Annotated in this window: 23 protein-coding genes; 15 read left to right on the top strand and 8 right to left on the bottom strand. The window is 64.5% G+C overall.

What is annotated here, in order from left to right; all coding sequences use genetic code 11:
* Positions 1-185: 185 nt before the first annotated feature.
* A complete protein-coding gene (gene prmB, locus EPK82_RS01425; protein WP_134675558.1) occupies positions 186-1,106 on the bottom strand; it encodes a 50S ribosomal protein L3 N(5)-glutamine methyltransferase in 921 nt (306 codons plus the stop codon).
* Between the two features lie 86 nt (positions 1,107-1,192).
* Positions 1,193-1,318, bottom strand: coding sequence for a hypothetical protein (locus EPK82_RS25105; RefSeq protein WP_256662970.1), 126 nt, complete (start codon positions 1,316-1,318; stop codon positions 1,193-1,195).
* A gap of 155 nt (positions 1,319-1,473) precedes the next feature.
* On the opposite strand from EPK82_RS25105, the gene EPK82_RS01420 reads away from it, so the two are divergent.
* The 5 genes from EPK82_RS01420 to EPK82_RS01400 all read left to right on the top strand — a co-directional run bounded on the left by EPK82_RS01420 (position 1,474) and on the right by EPK82_RS01400 (position 4,318).
* The gene (locus EPK82_RS01420) at positions 1,474-2,070 is read left to right on the top strand and encodes a cysteine hydrolase family protein (RefSeq protein WP_037050610.1); all 597 of its coding nucleotides are present in this window, start codon (positions 1,474-1,476) and stop codon (positions 2,068-2,070) included.
* 81 nt (positions 2,071-2,151) lie between these two features.
* Positions 2,152-2,472 (top strand): hypothetical protein, encoded by a 321-nt coding sequence (locus tag EPK82_RS01415; protein WP_037050607.1) that lies wholly within the window; start codon positions 2,152-2,154, stop codon positions 2,470-2,472.
* 110 nt (positions 2,473-2,582) lie between these two features.
* Positions 2,583-3,140: a Smr/MutS family protein gene (locus EPK82_RS01410; RefSeq protein ID WP_134675557.1), complete on the top strand. Its 558-nt coding sequence runs from the start codon at positions 2,583-2,585 to the stop codon at positions 3,138-3,140.
* A 200-nt stretch (positions 3,141-3,340) separates the two neighbouring features.
* Positions 3,341-3,886 (top strand): GTP cyclohydrolase I FolE, encoded by a 546-nt coding sequence (folE, locus tag EPK82_RS01405; protein ID WP_037050603.1) that lies wholly within the window; start codon positions 3,341-3,343, stop codon positions 3,884-3,886.
* Between the two features lie 63 nt (positions 3,887-3,949).
* Positions 3,950-4,318 carry a glutathione S-transferase N-terminal domain-containing protein gene (locus EPK82_RS01400; RefSeq protein ID WP_047591510.1) on the top strand — a complete coding sequence of 123 codons (369 nt, stop codon included), beginning with the start codon at positions 3,950-3,952 and terminating at the stop codon, positions 4,316-4,318.
* A gap of 214 nt (positions 4,319-4,532) precedes the next feature.
* Here the strand turns inward: EPK82_RS01400 and ligA are convergent, their stop codons facing one another.
* From ligA to EPK82_RS01380, 4 genes are all read right to left on the bottom strand, one after another.
* Positions 4,533-6,896, bottom strand: coding sequence for an NAD-dependent DNA ligase LigA (gene ligA / locus EPK82_RS01395; protein WP_134675556.1), 2,364 nt, complete (start codon positions 6,894-6,896; stop codon positions 4,533-4,535).
* A 102-nt stretch (positions 6,897-6,998) separates the two neighbouring features.
* Positions 6,999-7,820: a cell division protein ZipA gene (zipA, locus tag EPK82_RS01390; protein WP_037050579.1), complete on the bottom strand. Its 822-nt coding sequence runs from the start codon at positions 7,818-7,820 to the stop codon at positions 6,999-7,001.
* 170 nt (positions 7,821-7,990) lie between these two features.
* On the bottom strand, positions 7,991-11,479 hold the full coding sequence (smc, locus tag EPK82_RS01385; protein ID WP_134675555.1) for a chromosome segregation protein SMC: 3,489 nt from the start codon (positions 11,477-11,479) through the stop codon (positions 7,991-7,993).
* A 6-nt stretch (positions 11,480-11,485) separates the two neighbouring features.
* A complete protein-coding gene (locus EPK82_RS01380) occupies positions 11,486-12,145 on the bottom strand; it encodes a GntR family transcriptional regulator (RefSeq protein WP_134675554.1) in 660 nt (219 codons plus the stop codon).
* A 234-nt stretch (positions 12,146-12,379) separates the two neighbouring features.
* On the opposite strand from EPK82_RS01380, the gene EPK82_RS01375 reads away from it, so the two are divergent.
* The 6 genes from EPK82_RS01375 to guaD all read left to right on the top strand — a co-directional run bounded on the left by EPK82_RS01375 (position 12,380) and on the right by guaD (position 20,305).
* Positions 12,380-13,513, top strand: coding sequence for an alkane 1-monooxygenase (locus EPK82_RS01375; RefSeq protein ID WP_134675553.1), 1,134 nt, complete (start codon positions 12,380-12,382; stop codon positions 13,511-13,513).
* A gap of 339 nt (positions 13,514-13,852) precedes the next feature.
* Complete coding sequence (gene xdhA, locus EPK82_RS01370) at positions 13,853-15,307, top strand: xanthine dehydrogenase small subunit (RefSeq protein ID WP_037050570.1); 1,455 nt, start codon at positions 13,853-13,855, stop codon at positions 15,305-15,307.
* Between the two features lie 62 nt (positions 15,308-15,369).
* The gene (xdhB, locus tag EPK82_RS01365; RefSeq protein WP_037050568.1) at positions 15,370-17,766 is read left to right on the top strand and encodes a xanthine dehydrogenase molybdopterin binding subunit; all 2,397 of its coding nucleotides are present in this window, start codon (positions 15,370-15,372) and stop codon (positions 17,764-17,766) included.
* A gap of 101 nt (positions 17,767-17,867) precedes the next feature.
* On the top strand, positions 17,868-17,999 hold the full coding sequence (locus EPK82_RS25100; RefSeq protein ID WP_279634948.1) for a hypothetical protein: 132 nt from the start codon (positions 17,868-17,870) through the stop codon (positions 17,997-17,999).
* Positions 17,996-18,841 carry a xanthine dehydrogenase accessory protein XdhC gene (gene xdhC, locus EPK82_RS01360; RefSeq protein ID WP_134675552.1) on the top strand — a complete coding sequence of 282 codons (846 nt, stop codon included), beginning with the start codon at positions 17,996-17,998 and terminating at the stop codon, positions 18,839-18,841. The genes EPK82_RS25100 and xdhC overlap by 4 nt, the downstream gene beginning before the upstream one ends.
* Before the next feature lie 159 nt (positions 18,842-19,000).
* Positions 19,001-20,305, top strand: coding sequence for a guanine deaminase (gene guaD, locus EPK82_RS01355; RefSeq protein ID WP_134675551.1), 1,305 nt, complete (start codon positions 19,001-19,003; stop codon positions 20,303-20,305).
* Between the two features lie 213 nt (positions 20,306-20,518).
* Here guaD and EPK82_RS01350 read toward each other — a convergent pair whose 3' ends face one another.
* Complete coding sequence (locus tag EPK82_RS01350) at positions 20,519-21,286, bottom strand: GntR family transcriptional regulator (protein WP_037050562.1); 768 nt, start codon at positions 21,284-21,286, stop codon at positions 20,519-20,521.
* Between the two features lie 589 nt (positions 21,287-21,875).
* On the opposite strand from EPK82_RS01350, the gene EPK82_RS01345 reads away from it, so the two are divergent.
* The gene (locus tag EPK82_RS01345) at positions 21,876-23,216 is read left to right on the top strand and encodes an NCS2 family permease (protein ID WP_037050561.1); all 1,341 of its coding nucleotides are present in this window, start codon (positions 21,876-21,878) and stop codon (positions 23,214-23,216) included.
* Positions 23,217-23,792: 576 nt separating this feature from the next.
* On the opposite strand, the gene uraH is transcribed toward EPK82_RS01345, so the two are convergent.
* Complete coding sequence (gene uraH / locus EPK82_RS01340; protein ID WP_134675550.1) at positions 23,793-24,146, bottom strand: hydroxyisourate hydrolase; 354 nt, start codon at positions 24,144-24,146, stop codon at positions 23,793-23,795.
* A gap of 401 nt (positions 24,147-24,547) precedes the next feature.
* Here uraH and puuE point away from each other — a divergent pair, with 401 nt between their 5' ends.
* From puuE to EPK82_RS01325, 3 genes are read left to right on the top strand one after another with little or no spacing between them, the layout of a single operon-like run.
* Positions 24,548-25,474, top strand: coding sequence for an allantoinase PuuE (gene puuE / locus EPK82_RS01335; protein ID WP_037050556.1), 927 nt, complete (start codon positions 24,548-24,550; stop codon positions 25,472-25,474).
* An 11-nt stretch (positions 25,475-25,485) separates the two neighbouring features.
* Positions 25,486-26,001: a 2-oxo-4-hydroxy-4-carboxy-5-ureidoimidazoline decarboxylase gene (uraD, locus tag EPK82_RS01330; protein ID WP_047588638.1), complete on the top strand. Its 516-nt coding sequence runs from the start codon at positions 25,486-25,488 to the stop codon at positions 25,999-26,001.
* Positions 26,002-26,042: 41 nt separating this feature from the next.
* Positions 26,043-26,546 carry an ureidoglycolate lyase gene (locus EPK82_RS01325; protein WP_037050551.1) on the top strand — a complete coding sequence of 168 codons (504 nt, stop codon included), beginning with the start codon at positions 26,043-26,045 and terminating at the stop codon, positions 26,544-26,546.
* Positions 26,547-26,569: the final 23 nt, after the last annotated feature.

Below are 26,569 nucleotides of genomic sequence, written 5' to 3'. Positions count from 1 at the left end.
CTCCCACACTTGCATCGGCGTGTCGCTCACAGGGTGGATCGCGCTGTTTCGAGCCAACGTTGCGGTGGATGTAAGAAGCGACATCCACCCTACGCGCTGATCACCCCGCCGCTTTTGTAGGAGCGGCTTCAGCCGCGATCAGCGGTGCACGCCATGCCGATATGCATGGCGAACAGGCACGCCCATCACGCCCCGATACGCGAACGGAACAGCGCCTGATGGTCGCGGCACTGCTTGGAGGCGAGCAGGAACACGCCGTGCCCACCGTTCTGGAAGTCCAGCCAGGTGAAATCCACCTCGGGGTACAGCGCCTCGACATGCACCTGGCTGTTGCCCACCTCGACGATCAGCAGGCCACGCTCGCTGAGGTGGTCGGCAGCCTCGGCCAGCATGCGCCGCACCAGGTCCAGGCCATCGTCGCCGCAGGCCAGGCCCATGGCCGGCTCGTGCTGGTACTCGGCAGGCATGTCGGCGAAGTCTTCCGCGTCGACGTAAGGCGGGTTGGAGACGATCAGGTCGAAGCGCTGGCCCGGCAGACCGGCGAAGCCGTCGCCCTGCACGCAGTACACACGCTCCTCCAGCCCGTGACGCTCGATGTTCTGGTTGGCGACCTCCAGCGCGTCGAACGACAGGTCGGCCAGCACCACTTCGGCCTCGGGGAATTCGTAGGCGCAGGCGATGCCGATGCAGCCCGAGCCGGTGCACAGATCCAGCACGCGCACCGGTTCGCTCGGCAGCCAGGGGGCGAAGTGGCGATCGATCAGCTCGGCGATAGGCGAGCGCGGCACCAGCACACGCTCGTCGACCACGAACGGCAGACCGCAGAACCACGCCTCCCCCAGCAAATAGGCGGTCGGCACGCGCTCCTCGATGCGCCGCTTGAGCAACGCCTGCAGGTGCGCGTGTTCCTCGTCCTCGAGGCGACAGTCCAGGTAAGCATCGGAGATTTCCCAGGGCAGGTGCAACGCCCCGAGCACCAGCTGGCGCGCTTCGTCCCAGGCGTTGTCGGTGCCATGGCCGAAGAACAGCTGCTCGGCCTGAAAACGACTGACGGCCCAGCGGATGTAGTCGCGCAGGGTACGTAAACGGGTGGTGAGAGCAGTCACGGGCGGCCTCCGGATGAAAAGTGCGGAAGTTTAGCCCAGAGCAGGCAGCAGGCGCATGGGCCTGTGGCGAACGATTCCCGGCGCGGCTAGTGCTTGTCGCGCCAGGAATCGCCATCGTCACTGGGACGACGCAACTCGCGCAGCACGGCAATGGCCACGGCGATGGAGAACAACAGCCAGAAATGCGGGGAAAACTGCGACAAAAGTGACATGGCAACTCCTTTTGCGTACGACCCTGAGTCCTTCAAGGCAGTTCCGATTCTGCTCCGGCAATCTGTACTGAGCAAGCTTTGGCGCAGATAGAGGTTCACAGACCGCGCTGGCAAGCGGACAATGGCACATTATCACCATCAGCCAGGAGCCCGAGATGTCCCATCCGCAAACCATGTTCCAGCTCACCGGTCGTGGCCACGCACCGGCCAGCCTGAACAATGCGACCTTGCTGATCATCGATGCCCAGGAGGAGTACCGCAGCGGCGTCCTCGCCCTGCCCGGCCTGAACCCTGCGCTGGCGGAAATCGCCAACCTGCTGGCTGCCGCGCGCAGCGCTGGTGCCGACATCGTGCACGTCAAGCACCTAGGCATCCCCGGCGGCCTGCTCGACCCCAGCGGCCCACGCGGTCGCCACCTGCCGGAAGCCGCTCCGCTGGCCGGCGAGATCGTGGTCGAGAAGCGCCTGCCCAACGCCTTCGCCGGCACCGAACTGCACGACCGCCTGCAGGCGCTCGGCCATCTCGACCTGATCGTGTGCGGTTTCATGACCCACTCCAGCGTCAGCACCACCGTGCGTGCCGCCAAGGACTACGGGTATCGCTGCACACTGGTCGACGCGGCCTGCGCAACTCGCGACCTGCCCGCTGCGGACGGCAGCGTGATCTCCGCAGCCGAGGTCCATCGCATCGAGATGATCGCCCTGGGCGACAACTTCGCCACCCTCGTGCCGCACAGCAAATCGCTGATTTGACGCACGTCGCAACCTTGCCAGAGCGGCGGAACTCCAGAGAAAGCGACCGGTCACACCGCCGATAACCCGGAGGAAATCGGAATGAAGCTGTCCGACGATTTCGATGCACGCCGCCTGCGCCCGCGCCAGCCGAGAAGCTGGAGCCTGCGTATCGGGGCTGGTCTGGGCGCGTTGCTGGCGGCGTTCGGCATTCTTCTGGGGATGGCGGGCGTCGCCTCGCTGGCTGGGCGGGCACCGGTACTGGGCACGCTCAACGACTCGACCGGCGAAGCCATTGTCCTGCTCCTGCTCGGTCTGTTCCTGCTCTGGGCCGGCATCGCCTTCTGGCGGCGCTGCCGCAGACGCCTGCGCCGCCCCAGCGACCTGAGCCTGTCACCGAACCTGATGAAGAAGCGCGACTGAGTGCGATACCGCATCACCAAAGGGCGGGATGATCGCCAGCCGAATCCGTCTTTCTGCGCGTAACCGCCTGGCATTTGGGTAAGATAGCCGCCTGTTTCGCGGAGCCACCGATGCAAGACGACGACTTTTCCCTGTTCCAGGCCGAGCTGCGTGGCGTCAAGCCGCTCAAGCATGACCGCGCCGATACCGGCAAACCCAAACCCGATCGCAAGCAGCTCACCGCCCTGCGCCAGGCAGCGACCATCAGCCAGGGCGAGACCAAGGTGGACGGCCTTTCCGATCAGTTTGTCATCGACGTCGGCGCCGAAGACCCGCTGTACTGGGCCGGCAATGGCGTGCAGGACGGCCAGATGCGCAAGCTCAAGCTGGGCCAGATCACCTTCGAGGGCAGCCTCGACCTGCACGGCATGAGCGTCGAGAAAGCCCGCGATACGCTGTGGGAGTTTCTTGCCGAGGCCACCAAGCTGGAAGTCCGCTGCGTGCGCGTTACCCATGGCAAGGCGGTGCGCATGGACGGGCGCAAGCCGATGATCAAGAGTCACGTCAACACCTGGCTGCGCCAGCACCCCAAGGTGCTCGGCTTCACGTCCTGCCTGGCCAAGCACGGCGGTACCGGCGCGGTGTACGTGATGCTCAAGCGCACCATGATGGACGGCCGCGACGAGTGAACGGGCATTGACCGCCTGCCAGACACAGACGAGGCCCTCGCAGTGCACGAGCAGCAGATGAGCATTCGACCGGGCTGGCCTGCCAGCCGGTCTTAAACGACGCAGGGAGTCGGCGGAGGTGCCCTCCAGGCGCCTGACGTACTTGTCAGGCCCCGTTTCGCGCCCTACCCTGCGCCATTCGATACCCAACAGGAATCTCCATGTCCCTGGAACAACACTACACCGCCATCCTCGGCCAACTGGGCGAAGACGTCTCTCGTGAAGGCCTGCTGGATACCCCCAAGCGCGCCGCCAAGGCCATGCAGTACCTCTGCCGCGGCTATGAGCAGACCCTCGAAGAGGTCACCAACGGTGCGCTGTTCAGCTCCGATAACAGCGAGATGGTGCTGGTGAAGAACATCGAGCTGTATTCGCTGTGCGAGCATCACCTGCTGCCGTTCATCGGCAAGGCCCATGTCGCCTATATCCCCAATGGCAAGGTGCTGGGCCTGTCCAAGGTCGCCCGCATCGTCGACATGTTCGCCCGCCGCCTGCAGATCCAGGAAAACCTCAGCCGGCAGATCGCCGAGGCCATCGAGCAGGTCACCGGCGCCCTGGGTGTCGCCGTGGTGATCGAAGCGCAGCACATGTGCATGATGATGCGCGGCGTAGAGAAGCAGAACTCCTCCATGGTCACCTCGGTGATGCTCGGCGAGTTCCGCGAGAACCCGGCCACCCGTGGCGAGTTCCTCAATCTGGTTCGCTAAGCGGCGGACAACCACGGCCGTTCACCCGCGTGAACGGCCGTGCGCATTTCAGGAGTAGAGACAATGTTGCTAAAAGCCCTTCGCATCGGCCTGGGCCAGCTGGTCGTGTTCGGCGACTGGATCAGCCGTCCGCGCAAGCTGGCGCGCAGCCCCGAGGCTCAGGCCCAGGTCGAACAGGCCACTGCCGACCTGGCGCTGTACCAGTTCCATGCCTGCCCGTTCTGCGTCAAGGTACGCCGCAACCTGCACCGCCTGAACCTGCCGGTGGAACTGCGCGACGCCAAGAACGACGCCCAGCATCGCCAGACCCTCGAACAACAGGGCGGACGCATCAAGGTGCCGTGCCTGCGCATCGAGGAAAACGGCCAGAGCACCTGGCTGTACGAGTCCAAGGCGATCATCGCCTACCTCGACCAGCGCTTCGCCGGCTGACGCCAAGCTTTTCGTAGGAGCCGGCTTGCCGGCGATGCTTCTCCGATCAGCTCGCCGGCAAGCCGGCTCCTACAGGTTCAGCGTTCGACACCTGCACTTCGTCCAGTCCAGACCGTAGGGTGGATCGCGCTTCACCGATCCACCGCCACGCAAGGCCATCCGCAACCGCTCCATCGCCGTGGTGGATGGAAAAAGCGCCATCCACCCTACGGTGTCAATCCAGTTCGATCTGGTGCTTGTCACGCAGGAAACTGCGGAACTGCGCTTCGTCCAGCACCTGAATACCCAGCTCGCTGGCCTTGGCCAGCTTCGATCCGGCGCCGGGCCCGGCCACCACGCAATGGGTCTTGGCCGACACGGAGCCCGCCACTTTGGCGCCAAGCCCTTCGAGCTTGTCCTTGGCCACATCGCGATTGACCGTCAATGCGCCGGTGAGCACCCAGGTCTGCCCGGCCAGGGGCAGCCCCTCGACGACCTTCTTCTCGCTTTCCCAGTGCATGCCGAAGTCACGTAGCTGCTGTTCGATGGCACGGGCGCGCTGAGCGTTGCCTTCGCCGTCGAAGAATTCACGCACGGCCTTGGCCTGCCGCTCCGGCAGCGTCTGGCGCATGTCCAGCCAGTCACCGCCGAGCACCGCTTCCAGGCTGCCGAAACGCTCGGCCAGCTTCTGCGTCGCACCCGGACCGACACTGGGAATATTGAGCTTGTCGAGCATGCCACCGAGGGTGGCGACGGCGCTGAACTCGGCGCTCAGCTCGCCCTCCTCCTGCAACTGCAGGCCACAGGCGCCGAGCAGCGCGTCGATGACCTGCTGGTTGTGCGCATCCTCGAAGAAGCTGTGGATCTCATGCGCCACTTCCAGACCGATGTCCGGCAGGTAGGTGAGCACTTCCGGCAGCGCCTGGCGCACCCGCGCCAGCGATGCCAGCGAGCGCGCCAGCACCTTGGCGGTTTCCTCGCCGACATCGGGAATGCCGAGGGCATAGATGAAACGTGCCAGCGTCGGTCGCTTGCTGGCCTCGATGGCTGCCAGCAGCTTGTTGCTGGCCACCTCGGCAAAGCCTTCCAGGCCGATGATCTGCTCGAAGGTCAGCTGGTACAGGTCGGCCGGCGAGGCGATCAGCTTTTCATCGACCAGTTGCTCGATGGTCTTGTCGCCGAGGCCGTCGATATCCATGGCGCGGCGCGAGACGAAGTGAATGATCGCCTGCTTGAGCTGCGCCTGGCAGCTCAGGCGACCGACGCAGCGGTACACCGAGCCTTCGCTGACGCTTTCCTTGCCCTTGCTGCGCTTGATCAGCTGGGTACGCTCCACTGCCGAACCGCACACCGGGCACTGCTCGGGGATATGCACCGGTCGCGCATCATCGGGGCGGCGCTCGGGCACCACCGCCATCACCTGCGGAATCACGTCACCGGCACGGCGGATGATCACCGTATCGCCGATCATCACCCCCAGGCGCGCCACCTCGTCCATGTTGTGCAGGGTGGCATTGGCCACCATCACGCCCGCCACCTTGACCGGCTTGAGCCGCGCCACCGGCGTCACCGCGCCGGTGCGGCCGACCTGGAACTCGACGTCGAGCAGCTCGGTCAGCTCCTCCTGCGCGGGGAACTTGTGAGCGATGGCCCAGTGCGGCGTACGTGCACGGAAGCCCAGCTGCTGCTGGTCCTCGATGTTGTTGACCTTGAACACCACGCCATCGATGTCATAGGCCAGGCTCATGCGCCGCTCGCCGATATCGCGGTAGTAAGCGAGGCAATCCTGCACGCCCCTGGCCAGCTTCAGCTCACGGCTGATGGGAATGCCCCAGGCCTTGAGTTGCTGCAGCATGGCCACCTGGGTACCCGGCAGCTCACCGCTGACCTGCCCGACGCCGTAGCAGCAGAACTCCAGCGGACGGCTGGCGGTGATCTTCGGGTCAAGCTGACGCAGGCTGCCAGCGGCCGCGTTGCGCGGATTGGCGAAGGTCTTGCCGCCAGTCTCGGCCTGGCGTGCATTGAGTTCCTCGAAACCGGCCTTGGGCATGAACACCTCGCCGCGCACCTCCAGCACCTGCGGCCAGCCCTCGCCCTGCAGCTTGAGCGGCACGTTGCGGATGGTACGCACGTTGCTGCTGATGTCCTCACCGGTGCTGCCGTCGCCACGGGTAGCGCCACGCACCAGCTGGCCGTTCTCGTAGAGCAGACTCACCGCCAGTCCATCGAGCTTGGGCTCGCAGCTGTACTCGACCTCGGCACCGCCGCCGAACAGGTCGCCGCCAGCCAGGCCCAGGCCGCTCTGCACACTGCGGTCGAAGGCGTGCAGGTCGTCTTCCTCGAAGGCATTGCCGAGGCTGAGCATCGGCACCTCATGACGCACCTCGCCAAAGGCGCCGAGGGCTTCACCGCCGACGCGCTGGGTCGGCGAATCGGGCGTCACCAGTTCCGGGTGCTCGGCCTCCAGTGCCTGCAACTCGCGAAACAGGCGGTCGTACTCGGCGTCTGGCACGCTGGGCTCGTCCAGCACGTAATAGCGGTAGTTGTGCGCGTCCAGTTCCTGGCGCAGTGCGGATATACGTTGGGCGACGTCGGTCATTGCAGATAAAGCCTCAAGCGACAAACTTGCAGCGGCAAGAACAAAAAAGCCCCAAGCCAAGCGCTTGGCTTGAGCTTGAGGCTCGCAGCTTGCCGCTGCTCTTTAGCGTTTCTGGGTCAACTGCCGGCGCTCGAACTCGACGATGCGCTGGCGATAATGTTCGATGGTCTGCGCAGTCATCACGCTGCGCTGGTCGTCCTTCAGCTCGCCGCCCAGCTCATGGGCCAGCTTGCGCGCTGCCGCAACCATGACGTCGAAGGCCTGCTTGGGATGACGCGGGCCGGGCAGACTGAGGAAGAAACTCACGGCGCGGGTGCTGAAGCCTTCGATGTCATCGAGATCGAAGGTGCCCGGCTTGAGCGCGTTGGCCATGGAGAACAGCACCTCGCCGTTGCCGGCCATGCTTTCGTGACGGTGGAAGATGTCCATCTCGCCGAAGCGCAGGCCGCTCTCGAGAATGTTCTGCAGCAGCGCCGGGCCCTTGAAGCCGAAATCATCGCGGGCAACCACGTTGATCACCAGCACTTCCTCGACCGGCGCGGCATCGGCAGCCGGCTTGGCGGGCTTCTTCGGTTCGACGGGCTCGTCATCGACCGGGTTGAGCAGGGTCGGCACCGGCTCGTCGACGGCCAGGTTGAGGTCGCCCTGCTGCGGTTCGTTACGCGGACGGCGCGGCAGGTCCTTGGCACTCATCGAGGGCAGGTCGTCTTCATCCAGCTGTGGCTCGAGGTCACGCTGAACCACCCGCGGCGGGCTGAGCAGATCCGGGTCACTGTCGTCATCCGGCATGTTGGCGAAACTGCGGTCCAGCTTGAACCTGAGTTTGCCCTTGCCACCGCGCATGCGACGCCAGCCGTCGAACAGAATGCCAGCGATAACGATGATGCCAATAACGATCAGCCACTCGCGCAGACCGAATTCCATGAAATACCTGACCCTTAAAAATTCTGGTGAAAAAAAGATCCAATCAATCGGACCCTGACTCGACTATAAAACGCGGCGCCAACTCCATGTTCTGTCTGACGTTTTCCGCGTGTAACAAAAGTGGGCAATAAGCTAGCACGACGAAAGGCAACTTTACACAGGCAGACGCATCAGCTCTCCACCATCGCCAGTGCCTCTTCGACATCCACTGCCACCAGACGCGAGCAGCCCGGCTCGTGCATGGTAACCCCCATCAATTGATCGGCCATTTCCATGGCGATCTTGTTGTGGGTGATGTAGATGAACTGCACCGTTGCCGACATCTCCTTGACCAGGCGCGCATAACGACCCACGTTGGCGTCGTCCAGCGGCGCATCCACTTCGTCCAGCATGCAGAACGGCGCCGGATTGAGCTGGAAGATGGAAAACACCAGTGCCAGAGCGGTCAACGCCTTCTCTCCGCCGGAGAGCAAATGGATGGTGCTGTTCTTCTTGCCCGGGGGCCGCGCCATGATGGTTACACCGGTATCGAGTAAATCTTCGCCGGTGAGTTCCAAATAAGCACTGCCGCCACCGAAAACTTTTGGAAAGAGTGCCTGCAAACCGCCATTGATCTGATCGAAAGTTTCCTTGAAACGATTGCGCGTTTCCTTGTCGATCTTGCGAATGACGTTTTCCAGGGTTTCCAGCGCTTCGACCAGATCGGCATCCTGCGCATCCAGATAACGCTTGCGCTCGGATTGCTGCTGGTACTCGTCGATCGCCGCCAGGTTGATCGGCCCAAGACGCGCGATACGCGCGGCCATGCGCTCGAGTTCCTCTTCCCAGGCACTCTCCGTGGCATCGGCCGGCAGCGTGGCGATCACCCCGTGCAGGTCGTAATTGTCCTCGGCGAGCTGATCGGCGAGGGCCTTGCGCCGCACGTTGAGCGACTGCCAGTCCATGCGCTGCTGCTCCAGCTGGCCGCGCAGCAGTTGCGCCTGCTGCTCGGCCTGGCTGCGACGCTTCTCGGCGTCGCGCAGTTCGCGATCGGCATCTTCCAGGGTCAGGCGTGCCTGACGCAGCTCCTCGTCCACCGCCATGCGCCGTTCAAGCAGCTCCTCGAGCTTGATACGCAGCTCTTCCAGCGGCGCCTCGCCCTCCTCCAGGTTCAGTGACAGCTGCTCGCGCCGCTCGTGCAGGCGCTCGGCCTGCATTTCCAGACGCTCCAGCGCCTGGCGAGTGGAGTCGTGCTGCGCCTTGAGCGAGCCGAGGCGCACCGCCAGCTGATGGGCATGATCCTTGTGCTGGCGGGCCTCCTGACGCACCCGGTCGAGGCGCTCGCGCAGGCTGTCACGGCTGGCCAGCAGGCTCTCGCGCTGCTCGTTGTCCTCGGCCATGGCATCCAGCGCATCCTGCAGGTGCAGGCGCGCCTCACCGAGCTGCTCCTGCTCCAGCGCACGCTGCTCGGCCACTTCCTGCAGCTCGTCGTGCAGACGACGGCGACGCAGGCCCAGCTGCTCGGCCTTGGCCTGGCTGGCGGACAGCCGCGCCTTCAGCTCGGCCAGTTGGCGGCCAAGCTCCTGGCCCTGGCGACGCTGTTGCTCACGCTGCTCTTCCTGACGGCGCTGCTCGTCACGCAGGCCCAGCAGACGCTCATCCAGTTGCGCCAGCGCCGCCTCGCGCTCTTCGCGCTCCAGCTGCAGGCGCTCCAGCTCCTGAGCGCGCGCCAGCACGCCGCTGTCCGCCTCGGCAGCGCGACGTACGCGCAGGAAATGCCGACCGACCCAGTAACCGTCACGGCTGATCAGGCTTTCGCCCTCGGCCAGTTGCGCACGCGCCGCCAGCGCCTGCTCCAGCGACTCGACCGGACGCACGCCGGCCAGCCAGGGCGACAGGTCGTGGCTCGCCTCCACCTTGTCCAGCAGGCTGCCGGCGTTGCGCATGCCGCCCCTGGCGGGGCTGAGCAGGCGCAGCTCGCCCTGTTCCAGCGCGGAGAAGTCCAGCCCGGCAAAATCGTCCAGCAGCACGGCCTGCAGGTCGGCGCCGAGCACGGTCTCCACCGCCAGCTCCCAGCCGGCCTCCACGCGCAGCCCTTCGGCCAGGCGCGGGCGCTGTTGCAGCCCCTGCTCGCGCAACCACTCGCCAGCGCCCTGCCCCGGGTCCAGCGCGGCCTGTTGCAGCGCCTCCAGCGAGGCCAGGCGACCATCGAGACGCTGCAACTCACCCTGTGCCTGCTGTTGCGCCTGACCGGCCTGCTGCAGTTCCTCGCGCAACTGCTGCAGGCGCTCGGCCTGCTGCTCCTCGGCCAGTTGCAGGGCCTCGTGCTCCAGCTCGCCGGCGGCCAGCTGTTCGCTCAGTTCGAGAATGGCGGCGTCTTCGGGGTCGGCGGCCAGTTGCTGCAATTCTTCGCCCAGGCGACGCTGACGCTCGCTCAGGCGCTCGAGGCTCTGTTCCAGCTGGGCGATGCGCGACTGCTGCACCTCGGCCTGGCGACGCGGCTCGGCACTGCGCTGGTTGAAGCTGTCCCACTGCTCCTGCCAGCCGTGCATGGTGGTCTCGGCTTCCTCCAGGCTGGCAGCGGACTCCTCGGCGGCGGCGGCAGTCATCTCCTGCTCGGGCAGGAGCATCTCCAGCTCCTCGCCCAGGGTGGCCAGCAGGGTACGGTCGTGGCCGAGGTGCGACTCGGTTTCCAGGCGCGCCTTTTCCGCCTCGCGCAGGTCGTCCTGCAACTGGCGCAGGCGCTGCTGGCCGTGCTGGATGCTCTGCTCGACGCGGGCGATATCGCCGCCCACGGAATAGAAACGGCCCTGCACCAGGTTGAAACGCTCGGACAGCTCGTGATGGCCGTCGCGCAGGCGTTCGATGCTGGCATCGGCACTGCGCTGCTCGGCCACCAGGGCCTCGAAGGCCACCTCCTGGTCACCGATCACCTGCTCGCGGCTGCCGACCTCCTGGTTCAGGGTCTGCCAGCGCAGCGCCAGCAGCTGAGCCTTGAGCTGACGCTCCTCGGCCTTGTATTCCTGGTACTTCTCCGCGGCCTGGGCCTGCCGGTGCAGGCGCTCGAGCTGGCGCTCCAGTTCCTCGCGCAGGTCGGTCAGGCGCGCCAGGTTTTCCTGGGTGCGGCGGATGCGATTCTCGGTCTCGCGGCGGCGTTCCTTGTACTTGGAGATGCCGGCGGCTTCCTCGATGAAGTTGCGCAGTTCCTCGGGCTTGGCCTCGATCAGCTTGCTGATCATGCCCTGCTCGATGATCGAGTAGCTGCGCGGCCCCAGGCCGGTACCGAGGAAGATGTCGGTGATGTCGCGGCGACGGCACTTGGTGCCGTTGAGGAAGTAAGTGTTCTGCGCGTCGCGGGTGACCCGACGGCGGATGGAAATCTCGGCGAAGGCGGCGTACTCGCCCACCAGCGAGTTGTCGCTGTTGTCGAAGATCAGCTCGATGGACGCCTGGGTCACCGGCTTGCGCGTGTTGGAGCCGTTGAAGATGACGTCGGTCATCGACTCGCCACGCAGGTTCTTCGCCGAACTTTCGCCCATCACCCAGCGCACGGCGTCGATGATGTTGGACTTGCCGCAACCGTTGGGCCCGACAACCGCCGCCATGTTGCTGGGAAAGCTGACCGTCGTCGGATCGACGAAGGACTTGAAGCCGGCCAGCTTGATGCTCTTCAGGCGCATCGGGGCTTAGCGCTCCGCCAGGGTCGCCAGCACCAGCTGGCAGTTGTGCTGACCGTAGGCCTGCAGGACTTCGCGGGCACGCTCGTGGTCACGCCCGACGATCGCCTGCAGCAGGCTGGCGAAGGTGCCCATGAACTGGCCCATCTCGCCTTTGCGGCGCTCCAGCGCCAGGTGATAGGTGCGGCTGATGGCCGGCAACAGGTTCTCCAGGGTTTCCTGCAGGTAGGGATTGTCGGCGAAGGGAAAGGCCGCGCGCATGACGTCGAAGCTGTTCTCGACGAAGGCGCCGATGTCGCCACGCTGCAGGCTGTCCAGCAGGCGCTGCTGGATGTCGATGAACGGCGCCAGGTCGGTTTCCACCTTCCACCCTTCGATCACCGCGCGGGCCAGCATGGCGTAGAGCTCGATGGTCAGCGCATAGAGGCTGGTGACGTGATGTGCAGTCAGTTCGCTGACCTGGGCACCCCGGCGCGGCAGGATCACGATCAGGTGGCGACGCTCGAGAATCAGCAGTGCCTCGCGCACCGAACCACGGCTGACATTCAGGGCCTGGGTGACCTTCTGCTCCTGGATGCGCTCACGTTCCTTGAGCTCACCACGAATGATGCGTTCGGCCAGATAGTGGGCAATTTGCTCGGCGAGGCTGTCCGGGGCCTTGAACGTCATGACATTCCTTATGTGCGTCGATACAGCGGGCAGGCGGTCGAGTCTGGGGGCCCCGCCACGGCTGGGCGGAAGCAAGAAAATCTGGCGGCGAGTGTAACACAGGGTGTTACCGGGCCAAGCGTCCGCAGCATGTGCTTTCCGTTCTAAAGGTCGGCCATGAAGCCATGGTCACAAAAACTGATTGTCCTACAATCCTACATGTCAGTTCATAACAACAATCAGACGGAGACCGGCATGTTCGAAAGACTTCCCTCGCACTGGATGCTCGCCCTGAAGAAGGTCGGCTACTGGATCTGGCTGATCCCGGTGCTCGGCATCCCCCTCAGCTACCACTGGTCGCTGGGCAGCGCTCATGCCGACGCCTGGGCCTGGCTGGTGATCACGGTGGTGTTCGGCGTGATTCCGCTGCTCGACTTCGTCGTGGGCCGCGACCCGGCCAACCCGGACGAGCGCGACCAGGTACCAGCCCTGGAAGCCCAGGGCTACTATCGCCTGCTGAGCCTGGCGACGGTGCCGATGCTGCTGGCGATGCTGGTCTGGAGCGCCTGGATATTCGTCAGTTACGCGGGCTGGAGCTGGGTCGGCCAGCTCGGCTGGGTACTCTCGGTGGGCACGGTGATGGGCGCCATCGGCATCACTGTCTCGCACGAGCTGATTCACAAGGATGCGGCGCTGGAACAGAACGCCGGCGGCCTGCTGCTGGCAGCGGTGTGCTACGCAGGCTTCAAGGTGGAGCACGTGCGTGGCCACCATGTGCATGTCTCGACGCCGGAAGACGCCTCGTCCTCGCGGTTTGGTCAGAGCCTGTACGCCTTCCTGCCACATGCCTACAAGCACAACTTCCTCAATGCCTGGAGGCTGGAGGCCGAGCGCCTCCAGCGCCGCGGCCTGCCTGCCCTGCACTGGCGCAACGAGCTGATCTGGTGGTACGCCATCAGTGCGCTGCTGTTGCTCGGTTTCAGCCTGGCCTTCGGCTGGCTGGGCGCACTGTTCTTCCTGGGCCAGGCGCTGATGGCCTTCACCCTGCTGGAGATCGTCAACTACGTCGAACACTACGGCCTGCACCGGCGCAAACTGGACAACGGCCGCTACGAGCGCACCACGCCGCATCACTCGTGGAACAGCAACTTCCTGCTGACCAACCTGTTCCTCTTCCACCTGCAGCGCCACTCCGACCACCACGCCTACGCCAAGCGGCGCTACCAGGTGCTGCGCCATTTCGACGACAGCCCGCAACTCCCCAACGGCTATGCCGGAATGATCGTGCTCGCCCTCTTTCCGCCACTGTGGCGCGCGATCATGGACCCCAAGGTGCGCGCCTACTACGCCGGCGAGGAACACCAGCTGAGCGAATCGCAGCTGACCTGAGCATCGCTCGCCCCAGCCAGCCCCGGCCGCACAAGCGCCCGGGGCTGTTTTGCTGCACCGCACGCCATGCGCGCAACCCTCTCCTGGTTCACACCGCCTCCCCCTCTCCAGGCCCCGTGCCAGCGCCCTTCACTGGCATGAAAGTCGCTACGCTTTCTGCATCAGCCGCTCATAACCGAAACGCATGACAAACAGCTGACCGCCAGGTCAAATATTTGTTGACCCAAAAGTCAGAAATCTCTAGATTGCCCCTATTGGCAACCGCGCCAGCGCCTTGCGACGCGTGCATTTCACTGGCGGCCAACCGATTCATAACAATAAAGTGCCTGGAGGTCGTCCTTGATCCAGTTTTTACTCAACCGGGAGCTGCGTACCGAGCATGCCCTGGACCCCAACGTCACCGTGCTCAACTACCTGCGTGAACACGTCGGCAAGACCGGAACCAAGGAAGGCTGCGCCTCCGGCGACTGTGGCGCCTGCACCGTGGTGGTCGGCGAACTGATCGGGGAGCGCGTGCGCTACCGCACGCTCAACTCCTGCCTGACCTTCGTCTCCAGCCTGCACGGCAAGCAACTGATCACCGTCGAAGACCTCAAGCACCAGGGCAAGCTGCACAGCGTGCAGCAGGCGATGGTCGACTGCCACGGTTCGCAGTGCGGTTTCTGCACCCCCGGTTTCATCATGTCGCTGTTCGCCCTGCAGAAGAACCAGGCCGCGTCGGGCGCCAGTGGCTACGACAAGGGCGCCACGCTGGAGGCCCTGGCCGGCAACCTGTGCCGCTGCACCGGCTACCGCCCGATCATCGACGCCGCCGAGCAGGCCTGCTGCCAGAAGCAGCCGGACCAGTTCGATGCCTTCGAGAGCGACACCGTCGCCCAGCTCAAGGCCATCACCCCGCGTGAAACCGCCGAACTCAACAGTGGCGACAAGCGCTGCCTGGTACCGCTGACCGTGGCCGACCTGGCCGACCTCTATACCGCCAACCCCGAAGCGCGCCTGCTGGCTGGCGGCACCGACCTGGCCCTGGAAGTCACCCAGTTCCACCGTGAACTGCCGGTGATGATCTACGTCGGCCATATCGAAGACATGAAGCGCATCGAAGTGACCGACAGTGCCATCGAGATCGGCGCCGCCGCCGCGCTGTCCGACTGCTACGCAGCGCTGTCGCACGAATACCCGGACTTCGGCGAGCTGCTGCACCGCTTCGCCTCGCTGCAGATCCGCAACCAGGGCACCCTGGGCGGCAACATCGGCAACGCCTCGCCCATCGGCGACGCCCCGCCGCTGCTGATCGCCCTGGGTGCGCAGATCGCCCTGCGCCAGGGCAACAACCGGCGCATCCTGCCGCTGCAGGAGTACTTCCTCGACTACAAGGTGACCGCTCGCCAGGAAGCCGAGTTCATCGAGAAGATCATCGTGCCACGCAAGCAGGCGAACCAGGCGTTCCGCGCCTACAAGGTGTCCAAGCGCCTCGACGACGACATCTCCGCCGTCTGCGCGGCGTTCAGCCTGACCCTCGTCGACGGCGTGGTGAGCGAAGCGCGCATCGCCTTCGGCGGCATGGCCGCCATCCCCAAACGCGCCAGCGCCTGCGAAGCGGCCCTGGTCGGCTCGGCCTGGTATCCAGGCGTGATCGAACGCGCCTGCGAGGCGCTGAGTGAAGACTTCACCCCGCTGTCGGATTTCCGCGCCAGCAAGGAATACCGCCTGCTCACTGCCCAGAACCTGCTGCGCAAGTTCTTCCTGGAACAGCAGTCACCCGAGATCGAAACCCGGGTTACCGCTTACGCGTAAGCGTGCAGTGAATTGATCCGCCGCCGGCCCGTCCGGCGGCATGCGAAGTTTTGGAGGCGAAGATGTCCAGTCATATCGAACACAAATCCCAGGAAGAGCTGGCCGCACTGTTTCGCGCCGGCATGACCAGCGGCGTGGGCCGCAGCGTCAAGCACGAGAGTGCGGACAAGCACGTATCCGGCGAAGCGGTCTATGTCGACGACCGCCTGGAATTCCCCAACCAGCTGCACGTCTACGCACGCCAGTCCGACCGTGCCCACGCGCGCATCGTGCGCATCGACACCCGCCCCTGCTACGAGATTCCGGGCGTGGCCATCGCCATCACCAAGGATGACGTACCGGGCCAGCTGGATATCGGCCCGGTGGTCGCCGGCGACCCGCTGCTGGCCGACGGCAAGGTCGAGTACGTCGGCCAGGTGGTACTGGCAGTGGCCGCCGACAGCCTGGAAACCGCACGCAAGGCGGCCATGGCCGCGATCGTCGAGTACGAGGACCTGGAGCCGGTGCTCGACGTGGTCGAGGCCTACCGCAAGCAGCACTTCGTCCTCGCCAGCCACACCCACCGCATCGGCGACTCGGCTGCCCAGCTGGCCAGCGCCCCGCGTCGCCTGCAGGGCACGCTGCACATCGGCGGCCAGGAGCACTTCTACCTGGAAACGCAGATTTCCTCGGTCATGCCCACCGAGGATGGCGGCATGCTGGTCTACACCTCGACGCAGAACCCCACCGAGGTGCAGAAGCTGGTCGCCGAGGTGCTCGGCGTGCCGATGAACAAGATCGTCATCGACATGCGTCGCATGGGCGGCGGTTTCGGCGGCAAGGAAACCCAGGCCGCGGGCCCCGCCTGCCTGTGCGCGGTGATCGCGCACCTCACCGGCCGGCCGACCAAGATGCGCCTGCCGCGCATGGAAGACATGAGCATGACCGGCAAGCGCCACCCCTTCTATGTCGAGTACGACGTCGGCTTCGATGACGACGGCCTGCTGCACGGCATCGAGATGGACCTGGCCGGCAACTGCGGCTACTCGCCGGACCTGTCCGGTTCCATCGTCGACCGCGCCATGTTCCACTCGGACAACGCCTACTTCCTGGGCAACGCCACCATCAACGGTCATCGCTGCAAGACCAACACCGCCTCGAACACCGCCTATCGCGGCTTCGGCGGCCCGCAGGGCATGGTCGCCATCGAGGAAGTGATGGACGCCGTCGCCCGCAGCCTGGGCAAGGACCCGCTGGAAGTGCGCAAGCGCAACTACTACGGCAAGACCGAGCGCAACGTCACCCACTACCACCAGACCGTCGAGCACAACGTCATCCACGAGATGACCGCCGAGCTGGAGGCAAGCTGCGAGTACGCCAAACGCCGCGAGGAAATCCGCGCCTTCAACGCCAGGAGCCCGGTGCTGAAGAAAGGCCTGGCCATGACCCCGGTGAAGTTCGGCATCAGCTTCACGGCCACCTTCCTCAACCAGGCCGGTGCGCTGATCCACATCTACACCGACGGTTCGATCCACCTGAACCACGGCGGCACCGAGATGGGCCAGGGCCTGAACACCAAGGTCGCGCAGGTCGTGGCCGAGGTCTTCCAGGTCGATATCGAGCGCATCCAGATCACCGCCACCAACACCGACAAGGTGCCCAACACCTCGCCCACCGCAGCCTCCAGCGGTGCCGACCTCAACGGCATGGCGGCGAAGAACGCCGCCGAGACCATCAAGCAGCGCCTGGTGGACTTCCTGGTGCGCGACTACAAGGTCACGCCGGAAGACATCGAGTTCCGCAATGGCCAGGTACGGGTGCGCGATCACTTCCTGTCGTTCGAGGAAATGATCCAGAAGGCCTACTTCGGCCAGGTATCGCTGTCCTCGACCGGTTTCTACCGCACGCCGAAGATCTACTACGACCGCGACAAGGCTGCCGGCCGCCCCTTCTACTACTACGCCTACGGCGTGGCCTGCGTGGAGGTGCTGGTGGACACCCTGACCGGCGAATACCGCATGCTGCGTGGCGACATCCTGCATGACGTCGGCGACTCGCTGAACCCGGCCATCGATATCGGCCAGGTCGAGGGGGCCTTCGTCCAGGGCATGGGCTGGCTGACCTGCGAGGAACTGGTGTGGAACGCCAAGGGCAAGCTGATGACCAACGGCCCGGCCAGCTACAAGATCCCGGCCATCGCCGACATGCCCATCGACCTGCGCGTGAAGCTGGTGGAGAACCGCAAGAACCCGGAAGACACCGTGTTCCATTCCAAGGCCGTCGGCGAGCCGCCGTTCATGCTCGGCATCGCGGCCTGGTGCGCCCTGAAGGACGCCGTGGCCAGCCTGGCCGACTACCAGGTGCAACCGCAGATCGACGCCCCGGCCACGCCCGAGCGCGTGCTCTGGGGGGTGGAGCAGATGCGCAAGCTGAAGGCTCAGGCCAAGGCGGCCAGTGCCACCGAGGCCGAGCCGGCCTGACCTGTAGGAGCCGGCTTGCTGGCGATCCGCGCCTCAGGATCGCCGGCAAGCCGGCTCCTACGACAAGTGCTTCAATCGAAAAACGCAACAGGTGTACAACAATGACAAGACACACCGAGCCGAACAATCCACCCGCGCGCCCGACACCGGAGCCGATTCTCGAGCCGTCGCCGAGCAACTGGCGCCTGCCGCGCCCGGGACAGACCACGCCTTCCTGGAGGCTGAGCAAATGAGCTGGATCAGTGCCCTCGCCGACCTGCAAGACAAGGGCGAAGCCTGCGTGCTGGTGACCATCATCGAGGAGCGCGGCTCGACCCCGCGCAACGCCGGCTCGAAGATGGTGGTCACCGCCGAGCGCATCTTCGAAACCATCGGTGGCGGCCACCTGGAGTACAAGGCCATGCAGATGGCCCGTGAAATGCTCGAGAGCCGCAGCCAGGACACCCGCCTGGAGCGCTTTTCCCTCGGCGCCAGCCTCGGCCAGTGCTGCGGCGGCGCCACCGTGCTGCTGTTCGAGCCCATGGGCCAGCCCCAGGCGCAGATCGCCGTGTTCGGCGCCGGCCATGTCGGCCGTGCGCTGGTGCCGCTGCTGGCCAGCCTGCCGTGCAAGGTGCGCTGGATCGACTCGCGGGAGAACGAGTTCCCCGAGCAGATCCCGGCCAACGTGCAGAAGATCGTCAACGACGAGGTGGTCGACGAGGTGGAGAACATGCCGCCCGGCAGCTACTACATCGTCATGACCCACAACCATCAGCTCGACCTGGAGCTGACCGCGGCGATCCTGCAACGCGGCGACTTCGCCTACTACGGCCTGATCGGCTCCCGCACCAAGCGCGTCAAGTTCGAGCACCGCCTGCGCGAGCGCGGCTTCGAGGAGCCGCTCATGGCACGCATGCGCTGCCCGATGGGTCTGCCCGAGGTGAAGGGCAAGTTGCCGGTGGAGATCGCCGTGTCCATCGCCGGCGAGGTGATCGCCACCTACAACGCCCTGTTTGGTGAAAAGACGGCCGGCCAGAAGGTCAAGAAAGGCGAATCCAGCGTGGCCAGGCTGCTGCCGGCGTCGCGCCGCTCCTGATTGCCCCGATTTTCCGGTGCGCAAGGCGCACCCCAGCCACAACGCTGTTCACCCGGGGACGCATGAGTTCTACTCGCCTCCCCGCCGGGAGACGCGACGACCGCTCGCGCTCGCCCCGTGGCCAGCGCACAGCATTGATCAACCCATGAGATTCGAACGATGAGCAATACCGTCAAAGCCTACCGCGCCGCCATCCTGCACAGCCTGGCCGACCCGGCCGTGGTCGGCGTGGAACAGTCCTATCAGTACTTCGAGGACGGCATCCTGCTGATCGAGAATGGCAAGGTCGCCCAGGTTGGCGCTGCCGCCGAGCTGCTGCCGAAACTGGCCGGTGTCGAGGTACAGCACTACCGCGATGCGCTGATCACCCCCGGCTTCATCGACACCCACATCCACTACCCGCAGACCGGCATGATCGCCTCCTACGGTGAGCAACTGCTGGACTGGCTCGAGACCTACACCTTCCCCACCGAGCAACAGTTCGCCGACAAGGCCCACGCCAGCGACGTGGCGGCGATCTTCCTCAAGGAGCTGCTGCGCAACGGCACCACCACCGCCCTGGTGTTCGGCAGCGTGCACCCGCAGTCGGTGGACGCCTTCTTCGAGCAAGCCGACAAGCTCAACCTGCGCATGATCGCCGGCAAGGTGCTGATGGATCGCAACGCCCCGGACTACCTGACCGATACCGCGGAAACCGGCTACGCCGAGAGCAAGGCGCTGATCGAACGCTGGCACGGCAAGGGCCGCCTGCACTACGCCGTCACCCCGCGCTTCGCCCCGACCAGCACGCCGCAGCAGCTGGAGCTGGCCGGCAAGCTGCTCGGCGAATACCCGGACCTGTACATGCACACCCACCTGTCCGAGAACCGCAAGGAGATCGAGTGGGTCAAGGCGCTGTTCCCCGAGCGCAAGGGTTACCTGGACGTCTACGACCACCACAGGCTGATCGGCCCGCGCGCCGTGTTCGCCCATGGCGTGCACCTGTGCGACGAGGAGTGCCAGCGCCTGGCCGAAACCGGCTCGGCAGTGGCCTTCTGCCCGACCTCCAACCTGTTCCTGGGCAGCGGCCTGTTCGACCTGAACAAGCTGGAAGCACACGGCGTCCGCGTCGGCCTGGGTACGGACGTCGGCGCCGGCACCAGCTTCAGCCAGCTGCAGTCGCTGAACGAGGCATACAAGGTGATGCAGCTGCAGGGCAAGAAGCTCGACCCCTTCAAGTCGCTGTACCTGGCCACCCTGGGCGGCGCCAACGCGCTGTACCTGGACGACCGGCTGGGCAACTTCCTGCCGGGCAAGGATGCCGACTTCCTGGTGCTGGACTACAACGCCACGCCGCTGATCAGCTACCGCATGCAGCAGGCCAGAAGCCTGGAAGAGCGCCTGTTCGCCCTGACCATGCTCGGTGACGATCGCGCCGTGAAGGAAACCTTCGCCGCCGGCGTATCGGTGCACCAGCGCAGCTGAGGCCGGCACCCGAGCGCTTTCGTCGCAGCGGATCCATCCGCGATCAGGCTGTCGGCAATGCGCGGCGCGAGATGTTCACCACGCGACACGATCGCAGGAGAGCCTGCTTGCCGGCGATCAGCTCAGCTGCGCATCGCTGGCCTGCCACGCCCGCCCGACAAAAAAGCCCCGATGCGCGAACATCGGGGCTTTTTTCGTATCCAGCACATCCAATCAGCGGTTGGCCGCGTTCCGCCCAGGCTTCTTCTTGGTCTGCAGCAGGTGCGAGAACACTGCGTGCAGGTCATCCGAAGCGCTTTCCTCGTCCAGGTTCAGCTTGCTGTCGATATGGTCCATGTGGTGCATCATCAGGTGCACCGCACGCTCGGCATCGCGTGCCTCGATGGCGTCGATCAGCTGGTTGTGCTCATCGTACGAGCAATGCGAGCGGCTGCCGCTTTCGTACTGGGCGATGATCAGCGAGGTCTGCGATACCAGGCTGCGCTGGAAGCTCACCAGCGGCGCGTTACGCGCGGCCTCGGCCAGCTTCAGGTGGAACTCGCCGGACAGGCGGATGCCGGCGCCACGGTCCCCCCGGGAGAAGCTGTCCTGCTCGTCCTTGACCATCTGCCGCAGCTCGGCGAGCTGCTCTGCCGTGGCATGCTCGACGGCCAGCTCGGTGATCGCGCGCTCCACCAGTCGGCGTGCGTAGAAGATCTGCCGGGCTTCCTCGACGCTGGGGCTGGCCACTACCGCACCGCGATTCGGCCGCAGCAGCACCACCCCTTCATGGGCCAGACGCGACAGGGCACGGCGAATGATGGTGCGACTGACACCGAAGATCTCGCCCAGGGCCTCTTCGCTCAGCTTGGTGCCTGGCGCCAGGCGCTGCTCGAGAATGGCATCGAAGATATGGGCATATACGACATCGTCCTGAGTCCCGCTACGGCTGCTCTTGCCCGCACGCGGCTGCTTCTTCAGTGGCTGCAATTGATCGTTCATTCTGGCTCGCGTCAATGAGAGTCGGCGACACTGCGACTCTACTGTGTTCTACCCGGTAGCTGACAAGCTCCGAGCGAAAAAACATCAGAAAAATATTCGGCCAATTGTACACAACTCAACCAGCCACCACACCTGTCGTCGTATGACGTCCTCCCTGAGAGGTCAGCCGGCAGGCGAGAAAACCGAGCGCGCCCTCAAACTCTTTCCTTATATGTACGCCTCCCTTCAGGTCGTTACCGGATAAGGCCGAGTCAATCGCTCCTGGCATGCCCTCCCGAGACCAGAACGAGCTGCAGCATGGATCATCCATCTGTCTGTTTTAAAAGGGCTTTTACCAACAGGCAGGCGATTGTCGCCAAATCCACCCGCTGAATCCTGGAGATCGGCAAATGGTGCGATTCATGCAACATTAAAAACATTAATTGCATTTTTTGTATACAACAGCATAATCGCGCCTGAGTGACTTCTTGACCGCTCGGTCAACAACTTAGCCAGGAAGCACCGCCGAGAACACCGCCTGCCTCAGAGAGCATTGTCCTTGCGCAACGCTCTGGGCGGTACACAACAAGAGAGATGAGGAGTACCCGCTGTGGAAAGCGTCAAACAAGAACAACACGCGACTCAACTGGCAAGAGGTGGCCTGCTCGACCGCTTCTTCAAACTGACCGAGCACCGCACCACCATCAAGACCGAACTGATCGCTGGTGTGACCACCTTCGTCACCATGGCCTACATCATCTTCGTCAACCCCAACATCATGGCCAGCGCCGGCATCGACCACGGGGCCGCCTTCGTCGCCACCTGCATCGGCGCGGCGCTGGGCTGCTTCCTGATGGGGCTGTACGCCAACTGGCCTGTCGGCCTGGCACCCGGCATGGGCCTGAACGCCTTCTTCACCTATACCGTCGTCGGCGAGATGGGCTACAGCTGGCAGATCGCCCTGGGCGCGGTATTCATCTCCGGCGTGCTGTTCATGATCATGAGCCTGTCGAAGATCCGCGAGTGGCTGCTCAACAGCATCCCGATGAGCCTGCGCTTCGCCATGGGCGCCGGGGTCGGCCTGTTCCTCGGCCTGATCGGCCTGAAGACCGCCGGCATCGTCGTCGACAGCCCGGCCACGCTGCTGACCATGGGCTCGTTCGGCAACCCGTCGGCGCTGCTCGCCGCCGTGTGCTTCCTGCTGATCGCCGTGCTCAGCCACCGCAACGTGTTCGGCGCCATCCTCTTCAGCATGCTCGGCGTCACCGCCCTGGGCTGGGCCCTGGGCCTGGTCGAGTACGGCGGCCTGGTGTCGATGCCACCGAGCCTGGCTCCGACCTTCCTGGCCATGGACATCGCCGGCGCGTTCAACGTGGCGATGATCAGCGTGATCCTCGCGTTCCTCTTCGTGAACATGTTCGATACCGCCGGCACGCTGATGGGCGTGGCGCATCGCGCCAACCTGGTGGATGAGGACGGCAAGATCCAGAACCTGTCCAAGGCCCTGAAAGCCGACTCCACCTCCAGCGTGATCGGCGCCATGGTCGGCTGCCCGCCGGTGACCAGCTACGTGGAGAGCGCTTCCGGGGTCGCCGCCGGTGGCCGCACCGGCCTGACCGCCATGACCGTCGGCATCCTCTTCCTCGCCGCGATGTTCTTCGCCCCGCTGGCCGGCATGATCCCCGCCTACGCCACCGCCGGCGCGCTGATCTACGTGGCGATGCTGATGATGAGCGGCATGGCGCACATCGACTGGAAGGACCATACCGACACCATTCCCGCCATCGTCACCGTGGTGATGATGCCGCTGACCTTCTCCATCGCCAACGGTATCGCCCTGGGCTTCCTCACCTACGCCACGCTGAAGCTGCTGACCGGCCAGCGCGAGAAGGTGTCGCTGAGCCTGTACGTGCTGTGCGTGATCTTCATCGCCAAGTTCGCCTTCCTCTGAACGCAGGCGTTCCGCGCTGATCGCAGCCCCGGCCTCGTGCCGGGGTTTTTCGTTTGGCCCGGCAGCGACGGGCGGATGCGCAATCCGCAAGCAGGTTGCCGGCCCCGGATTTCATCCGGGCTACGGGTCTGTGCATTCAGGGTTGCACACGCTTGGCTCCCCTCTCCCATTCATGGGAGAGGGGCTGGGGGAGAGGGCCGAAATGCCACAAAACTGCCAGTTTCCCTCTCCCCAAAGGGGGCTAGGGGACTGATCGTGTCCGACCACTTCTTATGTGAACAGCGCTACGGCCCTGTACCGGTTTTTTCGTTTGTCTCAGCAGCGGCAGGCACGCCGCCAGCCCATACCCGGCTTTCATCCGGAGCGTGCACCGAAGATCAGCTCGGCAAGGTGCTCTCCCCCCACACCAATCGAAACAGACGCGCCATCGATGGGCCGTGATGATGGATCACCCAGCTACAGCCCCTCCCCCCGAAATGCGGGCAAAAAAAAGCCCGCAGTGTGAGCGGGCGTAAGGACTCAAACGAGTCTGAGGGTGACAAGCATTCGTCCGGCAGGCAGTGGCCTGCCGCTCACTCAGCTACCGCGATAGGTGGAGTAGCTGTAGGGGGAAATCAGCAGCGGCACGTGGTAGTGCTCCTGGCCCGCATCGATGCCGAAGCGCAGCACGATCACGTCGAGGAAGGCCGTGTCCGGCAGCTTCACGCCACGTGCGCGGTAGTAGTCACCGGCATGGAAGTGCAGTTGATAGACGCCCGTGCGGTAGTCATCGCCCTGCAGCACCGGCGCATCGCAGCGGCCATCGTGATTGGTGGTAACGCTGTTGATCAGCTCCAGCTGCGCGCCTTCGACGCGGTACAGCTCGACCTTGATGTCACTCCCTGGGCAACCGTGCGCGGCGTCCAGTACATGCGTAGTCAAACGTCCCATGGGTCTCGGATGCCCGTTGCGCCCAGCGCCAGACGGACACCACACCTCCTCTGCTCTGTTGAAATCGGTTCGTCGCAATGCTCCGACGCATTGGCAGGATAGCATGCAGGCAGAATATACAACACTTTCACAGACAAATTGTACACAATAATTAGCTCGCCGCTTTCTGCCATGCACCAAACAGGTTCATGGCGAAGTCCGTTGCGATGCACGCTTGGCGCTGCGTAAGCGGCTCAGAGCTGACCATCCGGGCAAATTTCCGGTTATGCCGCACGGCCGATAAAATAATGAAAAGTCGATTTACAAACGGCAATCTACTTTGTATACAATTAGCCATCCCGGTCGCGTAACCCTGAAGCCAGGCACGCAGTGACCGCAACGCTCCATACAGGAAGACTGCAGTGAACGCTGATTACCCACGCGATCTGATCGGCTACGGCGCCAACCCGCCCCACCCGCACTGGCCGGGCGACGCCCGTATCGCCCTGTCCTTCGTGCTCAACTACGAAGAGGGTGGCGAGCGCAACATTCTTCATGGGGACAAGGAATCCGAGGCCTTCCTCTCCGAGATGGTCGCCGCCCAGCCGCTGCAGGGCCAGCGCAACCTGTGCATGGAGTCGCTCTACGAGTACGGCAGCCGCGCCGGGGTCTGGCGCCTGCTCGAGCTGTTCCGCAAGCACGACATTCCGCTGACCGTCTTCGCCGTGGCCATGGCCGCCCAGCGTCACCCTGAGGTGATCAAGCAGATGGTCGCCGCCGGCCATGAGATCTGCAGCCATGGCTATCGCTGGATCGACTACCAGAACATGGACGAAGCCGGCGAGCGCGAGCACATGCTCGAGGCCATCCGTATTCTCACCGAGCTGACCGGCGAACGCCCGCTGGGCTGGTACACCGGCCGCCTGGGCCCGAACACCCGGCGCATCGTGCGTGAAGAGGGTGGCTTCCTCTACGACTCCGACACCTACGACGACGACCTGCCCTACTGGGACCCGGCCAGTACCGTGGAGAAGCCGCACCTGGTGATCCCCTACACCCTGGACACCAACGACATGCGCTTCACCCAGGTGCAGGGCTTCAACAAGGGCGACGACTTCTTCGAATACCTCAAGGACGCCTTCGACGTGCTCTACGCCGAGGGCGAAGCCGGCGCGCCGAAGATGCTGTCGATCGGCATGCATTGTCGCCTGCTCGGCCGGCCGGCCCGCCTGGCGTCGCTGGCCCGCTTCATCGAATACGTGAAGCGCCATGACAAGGTCTGGTGTGCCCGCCGTGTCGACATCGCCAGGCACTGGCACGCCACCCACCCCTTCCGCGCGACCGAATGAGAGAGCCGCCCATGAGCCGTTTCCAGACCCTGACCCCTTCCCAGCTGAGCCGTGACGCGTTCGTCGCGGCCTTCGCCGACATCTACGAGCACTCGCCCTGGGTGGCCGAGAAGGCGTATGACCTTGGCCTGGACGACAGCGTCGACGACATCGACGGGCTGCAGCAGCGCATGGCCGACATCCTCCTGTCCGCCAGCGCGGATGCCCAGCTGGCGCTGATCAACGCGCACCCGGACCTGGCCGGCAAGGCTGCCGTGCGCGGCGAACTGACAGCCTCCAGCACCGCCGAGCAGTCCGGTGCCGGCATCCACGAATGCACCGCCGAGGAGTTCGCCCGCTTCACCGAGCTCAACGACGCCTACAAGGCCAAGTTCGGCTTCCCCTTCATCAAGGCCGTCAAGGGCAGCAACCGCCACCAGATCCTGGCAGCCTTCGAAGAGCGCATTCACAACAGCCCGGAGCAGGAGTTCAGCACCGCCCTGGCCGAGATCAACAAGATCGCCCTATTCCGCCTGCAGCAGCTGTAAGGCGCTGCCCCCTTCAACCGAACAGAACAAGTAGAACAGCCATGCGTAGCCTGACCATCGAGCCCCTGAGCAAAGAAGCCTTCGCCCCTTTCGGTGACGTGATCGAAACCGAAGGCAGCGATTTCTTCATGATCAACAACGGCTCCACCCGCCGCTATCACAAGCTGGCCAGCGTGGAGACGGCGCAGCCGGAGGACCAGGCCATCATCAGCATCTTCAGCGCCGAGGCGCTGCAGATGCCGCTGACCATCCGCATGCTGGAACGCCATCCGCTGGGCAGCCAGGCCTTCGTCCCGCTGCTCGGCAACCCCTTTCTGATCGTGGTCGCGCCAGTTGGCGATGTACCTGTATCAGGGTCCGTCCGTGCCTTCCTCAGCAATGGCAGGCAGGGCGTCAATTACCATCGCGGCGTCTGGCACCACCCGGTGCTGACGATCGAAAAGCGGGATGACTTCCTGGTGGTTGATCGCAGTGGTTCCGGCAACAACTGCGATGAGCATTTCTTCAATGAGGACGAGCTTCTTCTCCTCAACCCCCACCAATAAGAGAAGCCCGGGGCTGGCGTGTC

The sequence above is a fragment of the Ectopseudomonas khazarica genome, assembly GCF_004521985.1.
GTDB classification, from domain to species: Bacteria; Pseudomonadota; Gammaproteobacteria; order Pseudomonadales; family Pseudomonadaceae; genus Aquipseudomonas; species Aquipseudomonas khazarica.
This window is presented reverse-complemented; position numbering and strand designations above follow the sequence as displayed.

Coding starts and splice junctions, on each gene's coding strand:
- EPK82_RS25105 (WP_256662970.1), bottom strand. CDS start 1,318: ATGTCACTTTTGTCGCAGTTTTCCCCGCATTTCTGGCTGTTGTTCTCC.
- EPK82_RS01420 (WP_037050610.1), top strand. CDS start 1,474: ATGTCCCATCCGCAAACCATGTTCCAGCTCACCGGTCGTGGCCACGCA.
- EPK82_RS01415 (WP_037050607.1), top strand. CDS start 2,152: ATGAAGCTGTCCGACGATTTCGATGCACGCCGCCTGCGCCCGCGCCAG.
- EPK82_RS01410 (WP_134675557.1), top strand. CDS start 2,583: ATGCAAGACGACGACTTTTCCCTGTTCCAGGCCGAGCTGCGTGGCGTC.
- folE (WP_037050603.1), top strand. CDS start 3,341: ATGTCCCTGGAACAACACTACACCGCCATCCTCGGCCAACTGGGCGAA.
- EPK82_RS01400 (WP_047591510.1), top strand. CDS start 3,950: ATGTTGCTAAAAGCCCTTCGCATCGGCCTGGGCCAGCTGGTCGTGTTC.
- ligA (WP_134675556.1), bottom strand. CDS start 6,896: ATGACCGACGTCGCCCAACGTATATCCGCACTGCGCCAGGAACTGGAC.
- zipA (WP_037050579.1), bottom strand. CDS start 7,820: ATGGAATTCGGTCTGCGCGAGTGGCTGATCGTTATTGGCATCATCGTT.
- smc (WP_134675555.1), bottom strand. CDS start 11,479: ATGCGCCTGAAGAGCATCAAGCTGGCCGGCTTCAAGTCCTTCGTCGAT.
- EPK82_RS01380 (WP_134675554.1), bottom strand. CDS start 12,145: ATGACGTTCAAGGCCCCGGACAGCCTCGCCGAGCAAATTGCCCACTAT.
- EPK82_RS01375 (WP_134675553.1), top strand. CDS start 12,380: ATGTTCGAAAGACTTCCCTCGCACTGGATGCTCGCCCTGAAGAAGGTC.
- xdhB (WP_037050568.1), top strand. CDS start 15,370: ATGTCCAGTCATATCGAACACAAATCCCAGGAAGAGCTGGCCGCACTG.
- EPK82_RS25100 (WP_279634948.1), top strand. CDS start 17,868: ATGACAAGACACACCGAGCCGAACAATCCACCCGCGCGCCCGACACCG.
- xdhC (WP_134675552.1), top strand. CDS start 17,996: ATGAGCTGGATCAGTGCCCTCGCCGACCTGCAAGACAAGGGCGAAGCC.
- guaD (WP_134675551.1), top strand. CDS start 19,001: ATGAGCAATACCGTCAAAGCCTACCGCGCCGCCATCCTGCACAGCCTG.
- EPK82_RS01350 (WP_037050562.1), bottom strand. CDS start 21,286: ATGAACGATCAATTGCAGCCACTGAAGAAGCAGCCGCGTGCGGGCAAG.
- uraH (WP_134675550.1), bottom strand. CDS start 24,146: ATGGGACGTTTGACTACGCATGTACTGGACGCCGCGCACGGTTGCCCA.
- uraD (WP_047588638.1), top strand. CDS start 25,486: ATGAGCCGTTTCCAGACCCTGACCCCTTCCCAGCTGAGCCGTGACGCG.
- EPK82_RS01325 (WP_037050551.1), top strand. CDS start 26,043: ATGCGTAGCCTGACCATCGAGCCCCTGAGCAAAGAAGCCTTCGCCCCT.